General features: G+C 49.3%; 11 protein-coding genes. 4 read left to right on the top strand and 7 right to left on the bottom strand.

The features are described 5' to 3' along the window. Together ACFQNF_RS18800 and ACFQNF_RS18805 are read right to left on the bottom strand one after the other, a co-directional pair. Positions 1–384, bottom strand: a 384-nt coding sequence (locus tag ACFQNF_RS18800) for a transposase (protein WP_380189592.1), incomplete at its 3' end; no start/stop codon positions are given. 102 nt (positions 385–486) lie between these two features. Continuing rightward, the gene (locus tag ACFQNF_RS18805) at positions 487–1,170 is read right to left on the bottom strand and encodes an NrtR DNA-binding winged helix domain-containing protein (protein ID WP_380189594.1); all 684 of its coding nucleotides are present in this window, start codon (positions 1,168–1,170) and stop codon (positions 487–489) included. A gap of 200 nt (positions 1,171–1,370) precedes the next feature. Between ACFQNF_RS18805 and prs the strand changes: the two genes are divergently transcribed. From prs to ACFQNF_RS18820, 3 genes are all read left to right on the top strand, one after another. After that, on the top strand, positions 1,371–2,237 hold the full coding sequence (prs, locus tag ACFQNF_RS18810) for a ribose-phosphate diphosphokinase (protein ID WP_380189596.1): 867 nt from the start codon (positions 1,371–1,373) through the stop codon (positions 2,235–2,237). Further along, positions 2,234–3,703, top strand: coding sequence for a nicotinate phosphoribosyltransferase (locus ACFQNF_RS18815; RefSeq protein ID WP_380189598.1), 1,470 nt, complete (start codon positions 2,234–2,236; stop codon positions 3,701–3,703). Before prs ends, ACFQNF_RS18815 begins: the two co-directional genes overlap by 4 nt. Positions 3,704–4,234: 531 nt before the next feature. Continuing rightward, positions 4,235–5,188, top strand: coding sequence for an MBL fold metallo-hydrolase (locus tag ACFQNF_RS18820; protein ID WP_380189600.1), 954 nt, complete (start codon positions 4,235–4,237; stop codon positions 5,186–5,188). 352 nt (positions 5,189–5,540) lie between these two features. On the opposite strand, the gene ACFQNF_RS18825 is transcribed toward ACFQNF_RS18820, so the two are convergent. From ACFQNF_RS18825 to ACFQNF_RS18845, 5 genes are all read right to left on the bottom strand, one after another. Next, a complete protein-coding gene (locus ACFQNF_RS18825; protein ID WP_380189601.1) occupies positions 5,541–6,329 on the bottom strand; it encodes a heme ABC transporter ATP-binding protein in 789 nt (262 codons plus the stop codon). Between the two features lie 249 nt (positions 6,330–6,578). Beyond that, a complete protein-coding gene (locus tag ACFQNF_RS18830; protein ID WP_380189602.1) occupies positions 6,579–7,601 on the bottom strand; it encodes a FecCD family ABC transporter permease in 1,023 nt (340 codons plus the stop codon). A 215-nt stretch (positions 7,602–7,816) separates the two neighbouring features. After that, positions 7,817–8,626 (bottom strand): heme/hemin ABC transporter substrate-binding protein, encoded by an 810-nt coding sequence (locus ACFQNF_RS18835; protein WP_380189603.1) that lies wholly within the window; start codon positions 8,624–8,626, stop codon positions 7,817–7,819. A gap of 4 nt (positions 8,627–8,630) precedes the next feature. Continuing rightward, the gene (locus ACFQNF_RS18840; RefSeq protein WP_380189604.1) at positions 8,631–9,677 is read right to left on the bottom strand and encodes a hemin-degrading factor; all 1,047 of its coding nucleotides are present in this window, start codon (positions 9,675–9,677) and stop codon (positions 8,631–8,633) included. Between the two features lie 255 nt (positions 9,678–9,932). Then, positions 9,933–12,065 (bottom strand): TonB-dependent hemoglobin/transferrin/lactoferrin family receptor, encoded by a 2,133-nt coding sequence (locus tag ACFQNF_RS18845; RefSeq protein ID WP_380189605.1) that lies wholly within the window; start codon positions 12,063–12,065, stop codon positions 9,933–9,935. Positions 12,066–12,808: 743 nt separating this feature from the next. On the opposite strand from ACFQNF_RS18845, the gene hutW reads away from it, so the two are divergent. Then, positions 12,809–14,062, top strand: a complete 1,254-nt coding sequence (hutW, locus tag ACFQNF_RS18850; protein ID WP_380189606.1) for a heme anaerobic degradation radical SAM methyltransferase ChuW/HutW — start codon at positions 12,809–12,811, stop codon at positions 14,060–14,062. Positions 14,063–14,265 lie beyond the last annotated feature (203 nt).

Below are 14,265 nucleotides of genomic sequence, written 5' to 3' on the forward strand. Positions count from 1 at the left end.
CGCCGTATTATTTTCAGCGATGGGCATGGGTGATTTCTTTCGACCTTTAGGCGCAGGTTCAAGGGCAGCCATTCCGCCAGCGTCATACTGCGCGCTCCATTGATTCAAGCAAGTGGGGCTACGAATATCAAAATAAGCGTTAGTTTCCTGCTGGGAGAGATGATTATCCCACATGTGCTGGAGCACGGAGAGCTTGAATGCGGCATTGTAATGACTGTATTTGGGCGCTAAACCCGATTCACCATGCTGGCGAAACGACCTCACCCAGCGGCGAAACATGGCCTGCTCAATGCCATGTTGGTTGGTGATCGTTTTGATACCTGCTTCGCCCGTTAAATATTGCTGAACGACAGAAAGCTTGAATTGCGTTGAGTACTTGGACATAAAAACACCCCAAAAATATGGACGGGTGTCCAACTTTTGGGGTGCAGTTCAAAATGAATGAACTGGGCTTTTTTTTACGACTCATTGAGTGCTTATGCTGTACTACAAACTCAAATTCCGCTCAAAATTCACCAAATCAGCCCCTGGCTTTAGCGTGTAAAGCTGGGCCATGCGCCCGCCGGATGGGATTTTTTCTTCGCTGATCTCAAAGATGTCTGATGCCTCGATCCGGCGCATCAGGCTTTTTCTTTGTATGGGTTTTTCGATAATGGTTTCGATCACCGATTTTAATTGGGCGATAGTAAATTGCGTGGGCAGGCAAAAAACCGGCGTCATGGAATAAAGTGTTTTTTGCTGCAAGCGCTGCCTTGCAGTTTCAATAATCTGTAGATGATCAAAGGCGAGGTTTAATTTTACCAAGTCTTTTACCGCAATCCAGCTGGCGGATTCGACGCTAGCGATCTGGGGGCTCACATCTTGATAAGCCACCAAGGCAAAGTAGGCGAGTGTCACGCTAAAGCCGCGTGGATCGCGATCAGGCCCTGATATGGCATGTAGTTGCTCTAAATATGCAGGGTTTAAGCCCGTTTTAGCTTCCAGCTTACGGCTTGCCGTTGCATCGGTATTTTTGTCTTTTTGCACGTCGATAAACCCGCCAGGCAAGCCCCAATCGCCTATAAAGGGCGCTTGTGCGCGCTTAACCAGCAGCACTAAAAGCTGCTCGTTTTTTACCGTAAACAGCACGCTATCAACGGTAAATAATGGATTTGTATACTCTGTACTCATAGTAGGCTCTGCATGTGTCTCTGGGACATTATAAAGCAAATACCTTAGTTTGTTTTTACGTATATTTTAGTTGCGGTGATTGACATAGTGTCACAGGGACACTAATATGGCGATGCCGCTTCAGCAATCAAGTAAATGCTTTCAGCAGGGCTGCAGTACTTTGTAATCAGTCACAGCATATTAGATATTGGGTGATCATAATGGATGGACGTTCTAGTCGTTTTTATTTACCTCGCATAGAAAGCCAAGGGGAAGAATATAAGCAGTTTCAATTTGGCGCGGGTGAAAGTCATTTTCAAATAATGTCCAAAACAACTGGCCATGTAGACATTATGTTTCGCTATGCTGGGGATCAATCCATTATTCAGCTGCTGTTATTGAATGATGCTTTGAAGCGGCAGGGGGCTGAATTAATTGATTTGTATATTCCTTATTTTCCAGGTGCGCGGCAAGATAGGGTGTGTAATCAGGGCGAAGCACTTTCTGTAAAAGTATATGCAGATTTAATCAATCAGCAAAATTTTAATCAGGTGTTTATATTTGATCCGCACAGTGATGTCACTGCGGCCGTATTAAATAAAGTCCACGTGGTGAAAAATCATCAGCTGATTAAGCAGTTGATTGAAGAAATAGCAGAAGAAGTCGTATTAATCTCGCCCGACGCAGGATCAAATAAAAAAATATTTGAATTGTCTGTGCAGCTAGGTGGTTTAGAGGTAATCAGGGCAGACAAAGTGCGGGATGTCAGTAATGGCAAGATTATTGATACCGAAGTGTATTGCGATGATCTAGGCGGGAAAACCTGCGTGATTATTGATGATATCTGCGCAGGTGGCCGCACTTTTATGGAACTGGCGAAAAAATTAAAAGATAAAAATTGCGGAAAAATTATTTTAATTGTTTCGCATTATGAAGGCGTGGCTAAAGAGGCTGATTTACGCGCCAGTGGTATAGCTGCGATCTTTACCACCAATAGCCTTAAAAATATGCCTAGTTCTGATTTTTTAACCGTAAAAGATATCTGGTCCTTTATGCCTTTTATGTCTAAGCAAGGAGATTCAAAATGAACTTAAATCCTGTGACTGCTATTGATGGCTATAAAGTAGACCATCGCAGACAATATCCTGATCAAACAGAAATTGTATTTAGTAATTTAACCGCCAGAACCACGCGTAGAACATACACCGATAAGATGGTGTTTTTTGGTCTGCAGTATTTTATTAAAGATTTTTTGATTAAGCGCTGGAATGCTGATTTCTTTCAACAGCCTAAAGAAGCGGTGATTCGCCGTTTTGAGCGGCGTATTAATAATTATCTTGGCCCAAATAATGTGGGCACTCAGCATATTGCTGATTTACACGATCTGGGCTATTTGCCGATTAAAATCATGGCACTGCCAGAAGGATCGGTTTACCCGCTGCGTGTGCCTTGCCTCGTTATTTTTAATACCGATGAGCGTTTTTTCTGGCTGACTAATTATCTGGAAACCATCCTTTCGACCAATGTTTGGGGCATGTGTACCAGCGCGACAACGGCGCATGAATATAAAAAGATCCTCACCAAATATGCCTTAGAAACAGACGGTAATACTGATTTTGTAAACTGGCAAGGCCATGATTTCAGCTTTAGAGGCATGTTTGGTGCAGAAGCCGCGGCCATGAGTGGTGCTGCCCATTTATTAAGCTTTACCGGTACGGATACCATTCCGGCGATTGATTTTCTGGAAGATTATTATCTGGCCAATAGCGACAAGGAATTGGTTGGCGGTAGCGTAGCAGCCACCGAGCATTCGGTGATGTGCGCAGGTGGAATGGAAAATGAATTAGAAACATTCCGCCGCTTAATTGAAGATATTTACCCTGCCGGAATTGTGAGTATTGTTTCTGATTCATGGGATTTCTGGCAGGTGATGACTGATTTTACCGTGCAGCTGAAAGATAAAATATTGGCTAGAAATGGTAAGGTGGTATTTAGGCCAGATACTGGATCGCCAGTAAAAATGATTTGCGGTGATGCAACTGCGCCTCTTGGTAGCCCGGAATATAAAGGTGCAATTGAATGCCTGTGGGAAGTATTTGGTGGCACAGAAAGCAGCAAGGGCTATAAGCAGCTTGATCCGCATGTAGGATTAATTTATGGTGATTCAATTACTATTGAAATTGCCGAGGCTATTTGTGCAGGCTTAAAAGCAAAAGGCTTTGCTTCGACCAATGTGGTGTTTGGTATTGGTAGCTATACCTATCAATATGTCACTAGAGACACCGATGGTTTTGCGGTAAAAGCAACATTTGCAAAAATTGCCGGGATCGATAAAGAAATATTTAAAGCACCTAAAACCGGTGATGGTACAAAAAACTCGGCTAAAGGTTTAGTTGCTGTATATAAAAACCAACAGGGTGAGTTTTATTTAAAAGATCAGGCTAGCTGGAATGACGTGTATGACTGCGAATTTATCCCTGTATTTGAAAATGGCAAAATTCTGAATGAAGTCAGCCTTGCCGAAGTAAGGGCTAGATTAGCGACAGATTGTTAATATATTTTAAGGAAAAAGGGTGAGCCAGTCTCGCCCCTTTTTTAAGGCTCTGTCTGCGTTAATAGTTGAAAACTGAAATCAAGGTTTTTTTAGCAAACAGCGGGGAATGCAATAAACGCGCTCTTTGCACAGGGCTTTAGGGTCCCCTTGAAGCACGCCGAAGCGAGGAACAAGCGGGCGGGGTTTCTTTGATGCCTGTCTGAGCGAAGCGAGTTCCGCAGCTGCCGCTCGATTGTCCGCAGTGAGGGGTTTCGTGCTTCGTGGGGTCGCCTTCTTTGGCTTCGTTTCTTGGCGAAGCAAGAAAGGAAGGCCCACGCGGTGGCTACCGCTCCAAAATCAACGTGCCGAAGGCACTAAAAAGGTCTTTTTGTTTAGTGGCAATACCGCTTCATGGCAAAAGCGGTGCGCAAGAAAAACGACTTGCACACCCTATAAAAGCGCAAGTATCCACTCAATCAAGTTTCAACTATTAACGCAGACATAGCCTTTTTTAAGCGCTGTTATATTTACCAATCACTTCAGGAGAATGCAATGAATTCGTTTCAACGTTTGCTGTTAGGTGCAATGGTTTTGACTACGTTTCAAGCAGGGGCGGCAGCGCCTATGGTAAAAACCTCGGCACCGGGATTTTATCGGATGATGCTGGGTGATTTTGAAATAACGGCCTTATCAGATGGCACGGTGTCGCTGCCTATGAGTGATCTATTAACAAATACCAGTAAGGCTAAAGTTGAAAAGACTTTGGCTAAGTCTTATTTATCTAGCCCGCTAGAAACCTCGGTGAACGCCTATTTAATTAACACAGGCGAGAAGTTGGTTTTGGTGGATACGGGCGCGGCAGGTTTATTTGGCCCAACGCTGGGGCATTTTGGCGAGAGTTTAAAAGCTGCGGGTTATTCGCCAGAGCAGATTGATGAAGTTTATGTCACCCATTTGCATGGCGATCATATGGGCGGGCTAATGGCGGGGGATCAATTGGCTTTTCCGAACGCTGTATTACGGGTGGATCAGCGTGATGTGGATTTTTGGTTAAGCCAGGCCAATATGGATGCTGCGCCAGCTGACAGCAAAATGTATTTCCAGGGCGCAATGGCTTCGGTAAATCCCTATATCAAGGCAGGTAAGCTGAAAACATTTAATGGCGATACCGATCTAATTTCCGGAGTTAAAGCTGTAGCCACTAATGGCCATACCGCGGGCCATAGTATTTATAAAGTACAAAGCAAAGGCCAGACGTTGGTGCTGTGGGGTGATTTAATGCATGTTGCCGCCGTGCAATTTGCCCGGCCCAGTGTCACGATTCAATTTGATACTGACAGCAAAGCTGCGGCTAAAGAGCGTAAAAAGGCCTATGCCGAAGCGGCTAAAGAAGGCTATCTAATCGGCTCTGCGCATATTTCTTTTCCAGGACTTGGGCATTTGCGGGAAGTAGGCAAGAGCTATGAGTGGCTGCCCGTGAATTATTCGCCGATGTATGGGAAGTAGTGAAGAGGGATTTATTTAAAAAAAAGCCGAATTAATTCGGCTTTTTTATTGAAAGCTCATTCTTGATTTATGGATCGCGAATGGTTATGGCGCTTAAAGCTCAAGTCAGTAGCTTGGGTTGGCAGTTTTATCGTGTAACCCAACATTCTTTTTCTCCTAAATGTTGGGTTACGCTGGCTTATTCGCCAAAAATAGGCGAATAAGCCAGCTAACCCAACCTACAAAAGCATCAGCCTTGCTCGTTCTTCTTCTGTTGATAGCACTGACTTCAAAGCCTGTTTTCCTCCGTGAAACTCCGTGTTCTCAGTGCCCTCCGTGGTTCAAGATTTGGGTTTCCGTTGCGTAACAGTAATTATTCAAACAATACCAAACACCGCTCCTCATGCTTAGGATGCGGGATGACGGTGGATGCTATGCCGTAAGCGGTGCTCAGCAGGGCAGGGGTGAGGACTTCTTGAGGTGTGCCGTAGGCGACGGTGCTGCCGTTTTTGAGTAGGAGTAAATGGCTGCACCAGCGGGCGGCGAGGTTTACATCGTGCAGGACGACGGCAACAGCGATATTTTCGGTTTGAGCGAGCCGGCTCACTACAGACAGTAAATCGTGCTGATGGCGAGGGTCCAGGCTGGCGGTGGGCTCATCCAGTAGTAAGTAACGCGGCTGGCTTGGGTTAGCAAGAATTTGTAATAGCACGCGGGCAAATTGCACGCGCTGCTGCTCGCCACCCGATAGCTGGGTGTAGCGGCGCTGGGCCAGATGGCTGATATCAGCGAGCTGTAAAACTTTTAAACTTAAGCTGTACACCGTGTGGGGCGACAGCTCGGCAAAGGGGTAAGCGCCCATGGCGATCACTTCTTCGACCCCTAGATCGAAAGCCAGATTCGGATTTTGTGGCAGCACGGCACGCTGGCGGGCGAGCTTCGCCGCTGGCATGTCAGCGATATTTTCCTCTTTTAAGCAGATGTCACCTTGATCGGCCTTGATCTCGCCAGACAGCAGCGACAGCAGGGTAGATTTGCCTGCGCCATTGGCACCCAGAATGGCCGTTACTTCACCGGCACGCAGCTCCAATGAAACATCATTCAAAATCAGCTGCTTGGCGCGTTTAAAGTAAAGATTTTGAGCATTTAATAAGCTGGGCATTTATTTTTCCGCAAAACAGGGGAGGGTATTTTTTGCACGTAGGAGCAGCTTTAGCTGCGAGTCTCATGGGCATTTGCATTAAGTTTGGTATTGATCATCAATCGTCCAAACCTCGAGTCATCGTAGGGCGGGTGAAACCCGCCGTTTTTCGTGTTTCAGCAAAGCTCGGCGGGTTGCACCCGCCCTACAAAAGCGGCAATGTGCATAGGGCATTCGTGGCTAAAGCCGCTCCTACCTAAGCAACACGATTTATTTTCGTGAAATCAACAGCCAAAGAAAGAAGGGCCCACCGATTAGGCTGGTGACGATGCCGATAGGCAGCTCGGCAGGCTGGGCAACAAGGCGGGCAACGCAGTCGGCGGCGACGAGTGCAATGGCACCGGCCAGCATCGAGGCAGGCAATAAACGTCGGTGATCTGCACCCAGTACCATTCTGATCAAATGCGGTACAACCAGCCCCACAAAGCCAATTCCTCCGGTTGCCGCCACCAGCGGGCCAATTAATAGGGCGGTGAGCAGCACTAATTTGCGGCGGATAGCCTTCATGGGAAAGCCTAAATGCTGTGCTTCGCGCTCACCCAAAAGCAGCGCATTCATGGCGCGCCAGTGGCTTAGGATCAGGGCGGAGATAATCAGCAGAGCAGGGCTTAGCACGCTAAGCAAAGACCATGTGCCACCCGCTAAACTACCCATGCTCCAGAATGTAAGGCTGCGCAGCTGATTATCGTCAGCCATATAGGTCATTAGCCCAATTAGGCTGAAGCAGATGGCATTGATCGCAATCCCCGCCAGTAGCAACCCGGCAATGCCTTGATAATGTTTACCTAAGTGATAAGCCAATGCTGTGGCAATTAGGCTGCCTGCAAAAGCGGCCGGAGCCAGCACCATTAAGCTGCCCCCGCCTAATAAAATCGCAGCAACAGCACCTAAAGATGCGCCCGAGGTAATGCCCAAAAGACCGGGTTCGGCCAGTGGGTTTCTAAATAAAGCCTGCATGGCTGCGCCGGTGAGGGCTAACACCGCACCTGCTAGTGCGCCAAATAAGACACGTGGCAAACGCATATCCAGCAAAACACTTTGCCAGAGCTGCTGCTCCGTGCCGATTTCAAATCTGGGGCTGAAGATTAATTGAGGTAACTCGCTAAGCGGAATGGCAACTGCGCCACTGCTGGCTGAAATCATCATCAGCAAAATAAGCAAGCCGCCTAAGGCCCACAGCAGCCAGTTAGAAAACTGCGGCAAGGTTGTGTGGGGCTGGCTTATTGCGGTCATGACAAATCCTGATACAAGGGGAGTAAGAGCAGCGGATGCAGGGTTTGCATCCGCTTATGATTGCTACTTGGCTGAAATATATATTGCAGCTGTAGGGCGGGTGAAACCCGCGTATTTCTCCAATATTGCTCGCGGGTTTCATCCGCCCTACAAAAGATGCAATGCATATTGTTGGCTTTAGTGATACTTACAGTGGGCACAGTGCCCACCCTACTTCACTTTGAAACTTGTTTCAGCTGTTGCAAAGCTTCTGGCAGACGGGGGCCAAAGCCAAGCAGCAGTAAGTCGTCCATCACTACAATTTTTTTGTTTTTGGCTGCAGGTGTTTGTGCAAGCCCCGGCATGGCAAGTACTTTTTCCATGCCGCCAAGGTTTTGGATCGACATGCTCGACAGCACAATTACATCCGGCTGCAGCGCGGCAATGCTTTCCATCGATAGCGGTTTGTAGCCGTGTTGCTTGGCTAGCACATTGTTGAAACCCGCTAATTTTAAGATGGCATCGGCGGTGGTTTCATTGCCTGCACCTTCCGGGCTGCCGCTGCGGCTAATCAATAGCAGGGCGCGTGTTTTGCTGGCTGGGGCTTGAACCACATCATGCTTAAGCTTGGCGATGATGTTTTTGCCCTTTTCCTCTTCCTGCAAGGCACTAGCAATCCCTGTGATGCGTTTTTCCAGCGCCGCCAAATTAGGCGCGCTAGGCAGCACAATCACAGGTACACCGGTGCGTTGTAGCCTTGCCAAGGCTTCTGGCGGGCCAGCCTGATCGGATGCCAAGATCAAATCAGGTTTTTGCGACAGCACGCCTTCTACCGAAAACGCTCGGTAATAGCCCACTTTGGGCAATTTATTGGCCGCAGGCGGGTAGACGCTTGATTGATCGACCGCCACTAAACGCGCTTCGGCGTCTAGCGCGTAAACGATTTCAGTGAGCGCTCCGCCAAGCGTGACGATTTTCTTAGGGTCAGCTGCCATGGCTGGGTTAAGTAGCGTTAGCAAAACAGACGCAATAAGCCATTTTTTCATGGAATTAGCCTGCCAGTGGGGTGCTGCAAAGATCGCACATCAGCTTGCGCCATTCTGGCAACTCAGGCACGCCTGGCTTTCTCACGCCAAAGAATTGCACAATCAGCTCGCCGCCATCGGTGTAAACCTCTAGCGATGTAACCCAGCCGTCGCTGGTCGGTTTGTTGACGACCCAGCATTCGCTAATGGCGGTGGTGTTGAGATGCAGATTAAACATGGGGTCAAGAATATTGAACCAAGGGCCGGTGCGTAACAGTTTTTCAACCATGCCAGAGTGGATCTGCACCATGCCGCGATTGCTAACAAAGCACATGATCGGTAGTTTTTCTTCCGCAGCGCGGTGCAGCATGATTTCGGTGGCATCAATCGCCACGCGCTGTGCCAAATCGTCACCGGCTGCTTTTAAGGCGGCAAGGCGGGTTACTTTATGCTTGCCTAGCATAGGGAAAAAGCCGTGGGTATCGGTCAGGCTAAGCCAGTGTTCGCGCAAGGCGGCGTTATCTTGGCAATCGCCACGCGTGGTGTCGATTGGATAAGCCTCGATATGCATTGCTGGGATTTCAGTGGCGGCAAGCAGGCTGACAAAGGCATCGTAAGCAGTAGCGTCGCTTTTTTCAGTTAAGTAAACTTTATGGATCGCTTCACCTGCGCCATCAAAAAACTGCACGCTACGGCGGCCGTTTTCGCTCACGGCAAAAGCGTGTTTCCAGAATGAGAAAAACATCCGCAGATCGATATCTTTACCCAGCACCATGCCCACTGGGCCTTTGGCGTGGATTTCTTCATAGCGACCATGGCGCTCATGCACACACCAGTCATTGCGGCTCAGTACCATCACTTCGCCTAGGTTTTGCAGCTGGATAAAAATTTCCTGCGGCGTGCCATTGAGCGCAATCGCGGTCATGCCGCATTGCGCTGCAACCAGCTCAGCTTCAGATACTTGCAAGCGAGCAGCGCGATCACGGGCGCGCAGTTTAGGCTCGGCAGCGGCCAGCGCATCGTAGTTGGCTTTCAGTACGGCGGCGCGTTCTTGTGTGGAGAGTGCGTGCATGGTGTGTCCTTATTGATCGGTTGATATTTAGTAGGGCGGGTGAAACCCACGTATTTTTCAACATTGCTCGCGGGCTTCACCCGCCCTACGAAAAACATTTCGCTTAAGTTGATAGGATTGGGGTGAAACCTGCGGTGTTGTGATGCTGAATTTATTTGCTGAGTTGTTGCACATCTTTTGTAGGGCGGGTGAAACCCGCCAGATGTTTACATGCAATGCGACGAAAACGGCGGGTTGCACCCGCCCTACAGGTTCTTAAAACCGCCAATCCGCCGATATCCGTACATTGCGGCCGGGTTGGGTGTAGCGGTCTAGCGCGCTGTTATTGGCAGCTAAAAAGCGCACGTCACTGTCTATCCAGTATTTTTGGTCTGCAATATTAAACACGCCGCCGGATAGTTTTAGATCCTTGATCGGGCTCCACCAGAGTGCTAAATCGACGGTGCCGTAGCCTGGGGTCTTAAAGTAATTAGCCTGAGAGACGCGTGTTTTGGCGCTGGCTGCGGTGAGCAGCGCGTTGCCGCCCCATTGCTCTTTGCTGTATTCAAGGCCGAGTACGGCTTTGAGTGGCGCAACGCTATCGAGCGATTCGTTTGTGCTTTCATTACGGCCCACTGTCCAAGCCATATTGCTCCAGGTACGCCAGTCCTTATTGATCTGCCAGTGGGCACGCGCTTCTGCACCGTAAATGCGTACACGGCTCTGGTTCTGGCTCTGGTAGGTGATATTGGTGCCCGGTACGCACAGGGGGGTGCCGGGGCAGGCGATGCTGACTTGTTCGATAAAATCTTTGTAGCGATTATCAAAAGCCGTCAAGCTGCCGCCTACAGCGCTGCTACCTAGGCGCGCACCCAGCTCTACGCCTCGGCTGGTTTCGGGCTGTAAATCAGGATTAGAAATAGCGGCATAGCCCATTGGCGATACATAGCTGCTGTTGAGCTCCATCGCGCTTGGGGCGCGAAAGCCTTCGCTGTATTGGCCAAACAGGGTGATTTGCTCGGCGATTTTCCAGCTAGCGGCGAGCTTAGGCGATACCTTGGCGTCATCCAGCGCAACCGCCTTGCCGCCCTGGCTGATGAATTCTGCGTCGAGTTCTGGGCGCAGTTTAAAAGCGTCATAGCGCAGCGATGGGGTCAGTAAAAATCGCCCATTATCCCAGCCCAATTCATTTTGGGCGTAAATGCCCCATTGGGTGGTTTTGGTCTTGGGCACATCGCGCACAGGGGTGATGGTGCCGGTGCGCAGTGCGGCTAAATCATTTTGTAGCCACTCACCGCCTATCGTCCAATGTTGGCTGATTGGGCCTGCGATGCGTTTTTCGATTAAGCCCGAAATGCCCACCATATCCTGATCGTAGATTGATAGACGCCGCCAGTTGGCCACATTGCGGCGCTGCTGCGTGGTGGATTGCTCATTATTTTGGGTCTGGTAATAAAGCTTGGCCTGCGCCGCATCGATCAGGCCTTGGGCCGCTGCGGTGTAGCTGTAATCGAGCGACACGCGGCTGCGGGTCTGAATATCATTGGCTTGGCTGCTGATAATCGATGGCGTCATTGGCGCGCCGATATCGGTGTAAACCGTGGTATCGACTTCGCTGCGATAGTTTTCTGCGGCCATGGCCAGCTTGTGGCCGTTTTCAAAGTAGTGCTCTACTTTTGCCAACACGCTGCGCTTATTTGTGTCTTGTGGATTGGCCGTGGTGCGGCGGTAATTCTGAGTATCAACCGTGCCTTTGTTCTCAAACTCATGGCCTTGGCGTTGAGCCGCTTTCAGCAGCCAGAAAGTGTCTTGATTAAAGGCACCGGCCACGGCGGCTTGTACACTCAGGCCTTGATCGCTGCTGTCGTAATCTGATTTAACTTGGCCCGCAAAATTACCGCGTCCGCGGAGTAAATCAGTAGGGGATGTGGTACGCAGGCCCACTACACCGCCCAAGGCATCCGAGCCATAAAGCGTAGACGAAGGGCCGCGCGCTACTTCAATGGCGCTGAGCTGGCTGAAATCAACTTGATCGCGGCCGCTGCTGAGATAAGCGCCAAAAGCAAAAGCATCAGGCAGGCGGATACCATCCACCAGCATCAGCACACGGCTGCCTTCGAGGCCACGCACATTCACGCTGGATAAACCGTAGCGGCCGTTGCGGCTGATATTAATCCCAGGCTCTTCACTGGCTAAATCGCGGTAATTCTTGATAAAACCGCGATCAAGTTCGGAGCGATCGGTGCTGCTTACCGATGGCGGCAATTCGTCGAGTTTTTTATCGGTACGCGTTGCAGTCACCACCACAGGCTCTAGCTGAGCGGCGGGGGCAGAGGCATTGGCCGCGAATGCACTTTGCAAAGTGGCGGTTAAAAGAGTAAGTGCGATGGCGTGAGTGCTGCGTTGCATACTAATTCCTGATAAGTGCCGTGATTTGCTAGCTGCGGCCAATTCGGCGATGTGCGGTGCTGCAAGGGCGATTAGAACTTGTGAGGCAGTTTTCTTTTATCGTATCAATAGTCATTCTCATTATCAATGTATTTTTACCTTTATTTCCTCTCCTTGAAAATACTTTCATTCTTTGTAAAAAAACAAGCCATTATTGTTTATGTTTTAAAGGGTTTAATTTATTATTTTTTTGAGCGTATATAAGGCTTTAGCAAAAGGTAAAGTATTTTATTATTTTTGAATAATGACAGTGGCTTGTTTTGTTAGGCATAAATAATATTGCTGTGGTTTTTAAATACACAGAATGATATGGAACAAATGCTGTTTTATTTAATGAATGCAGCAGGATAGTTAAGTTTTTGCTGTGGATATTTATATTGCATATAAATATTTGCCTGATTATGCCGCTTGCTCAACAACATTATAAATATCGTAGGGCGGGTGAAACCCGCGTATTTATTCGGCATCGCTCGCTGGTTTCACCCGCCCTACAAATTCAAAAACCAAATCCCGCACTCAAGAAACTCATCTACGCAGAGTCCATTGAGCAAGAGGCATAGTCAGGAATATTTGAATGACAAAATCGTGTTTGTGTTTGACCTAGATCATCTTTACGTGGAATGGCACTGGCCTCCGTTTGAATTGTTAATGATAATTATTATCGTTAATTAAATCAGAGAATCCCCTTGCAGACGATTTTGCTAGTGCCCAACACATCCCAAGCCATTGCCTCAGCCTTTTCTCAGCGCCGCGCTTTAATGCCTTTTTGGGGGCAACAGGCTTTGGAAGAAAATGCTTGGCTTGGCGCTTGGCAAGAGATGAACCAAGCCCCTCTGCCCGTTAATTCGCTGGCCTATGTGCATATCCCTTTTTGCGCAAATCGCTGCGTATTCTGTGGCTTTTATAAGAACGCATGGAAAGAAGAGCACGGCACGCCCTATGTAGACCGCGTGATTGCAGATTTGCAGCATGCCGCGGCCAGGCGTGTGGCTGGTGGCTCGATTGCTGCCGTGTATTTAGGTGGCGGAACGCCTACCGCGCTATCTGGCCCAGATTTGGCGCGTTTGCTGCGTGCTTTGCAGCAGTATTTACCACTGACTGATGATTGTGAAATCACCGTAGAAGGGCGCATTTCGCATTTTGATCGCACCAAAATCGACGCTTGCCTTGAGGCAGGGGCAAATCGTTTTTCGATTGGCGTGCAAACTTTCCACACTCCGCTGCGCCGCCATTTAGGGCGTAAGCATAGTGGCGAAGATGCTGCCACTTATTTGGCTGAACTATCTGCCGGGCAAGAAGCCGTGGTGGTGGCTGATCTGATGTTTGGCCTGCCGGGGCAAGATGAAGCCATCTGGGCTAATGATTTGGATGTGGCGCTGGGGCTGGGTTTGGATGGCATCGATGTCTATGCCTTTAATCTATTCCCAGGCCTGCCTATCCAGCGCATGCTGGAAAAAGGCGTGTTCCCGCCTATGAGTGGCCTGCCCACGCAGCTGGGATTTTACCAAATGGCGCTGGATCGCTTTGCCGCAGCAGGCTGGCAACAGCTCTCAAACAGTCATTTTGGTTCTGGCCTAGGGCGAGAGCGTAATCGCTATAACTTAGCGATTAAATCAGGCCATAGCTGCCTAGCCTTTGGCTCTGGCGCGGGCGGTAGCCATGCGGGTTACGCCTATTCAATTGAATCTGATTTAGAGCGCTATCTAAACGCCGCCTCGCCCGCAATCGCCCGAGTCTCCCGAGCAGACCCAAGCCAGCACTGGGTTGCGGCTTTGCAAGGCGGTATCGAAATAGGCCAGATCGACGCCTCCCTCCTACCCGTCGCGTGCCTGCCCCTGCTGCAAAGCTGGCAGCAGCAGGGCTTGATTACACTGCTTCAAAATTCGCTATGGAGCATCGTCCCACTGGCCCGCTTCTGGGGGCCAAGCATGGCGCGGGCTTTGGTGGATGCGGCTTGATGAGTTACTGCTATGGCAGTAGTCGTTTTTTTAGTGCCTTCGGCACGTTGATTTTGGTGCGGCATCCCCGCGGGGACTCACTTTCTTGAACGGCCAAGAAAGTAAGCAAAGAAGGCCGCCCCGACCAGCACGAAGGCCCCTCACTGCGGATAATCGGCTCGGCGAAAAAGGCTGCTCGCTCGCTGCCTCGCTACCCCTTTTCC

This window comes from Iodobacter arcticus (assembly GCF_042664895.1).
Taxonomy (GTDB): domain Bacteria; phylum Pseudomonadota; class Gammaproteobacteria; order Burkholderiales; family Chitinibacteraceae; genus Iodobacter; species Iodobacter arcticus.

What these genes read in the sequence shown, in the direction of transcription:
- ACFQNF_RS18805 (WP_380189594.1), bottom strand. Translation starts at nt 1,170, where the DNA reads ATGAGTACAGAGTATACAAATCCATTATTTACCGTTGATAGCGTGCTG.
- prs (WP_380189596.1), top strand. Translation starts at nt 1,371, where the DNA reads ATGGATGGACGTTCTAGTCGTTTTTATTTACCTCGCATAGAAAGCCAA.
- ACFQNF_RS18815 (WP_380189598.1), top strand. Translation starts at nt 2,234, where the DNA reads ATGAACTTAAATCCTGTGACTGCTATTGATGGCTATAAAGTAGACCAT.
- ACFQNF_RS18820 (WP_380189600.1), top strand. Translation starts at nt 4,235, where the DNA reads ATGAATTCGTTTCAACGTTTGCTGTTAGGTGCAATGGTTTTGACTACG.
- ACFQNF_RS18825 (WP_380189601.1), bottom strand. Translation starts at nt 6,329, where the DNA reads ATGCCCAGCTTATTAAATGCTCAAAATCTTTACTTTAAACGCGCCAAG.
- ACFQNF_RS18830 (WP_380189602.1), bottom strand. Translation starts at nt 7,601, where the DNA reads ATGACCGCAATAAGCCAGCCCCACACAACCTTGCCGCAGTTTTCTAAC.
- ACFQNF_RS18835 (WP_380189603.1), bottom strand. Translation starts at nt 8,626, where the DNA reads ATGAAAAAATGGCTTATTGCGTCTGTTTTGCTAACGCTACTTAACCCA.
- ACFQNF_RS18840 (WP_380189604.1), bottom strand. Translation starts at nt 9,677, where the DNA reads ATGCACGCACTCTCCACACAAGAACGCGCCGCCGTACTGAAAGCCAAC.
- ACFQNF_RS18845 (WP_380189605.1), bottom strand. Translation starts at nt 12,065, where the DNA reads ATGCAACGCAGCACTCACGCCATCGCACTTACTCTTTTAACCGCCACT.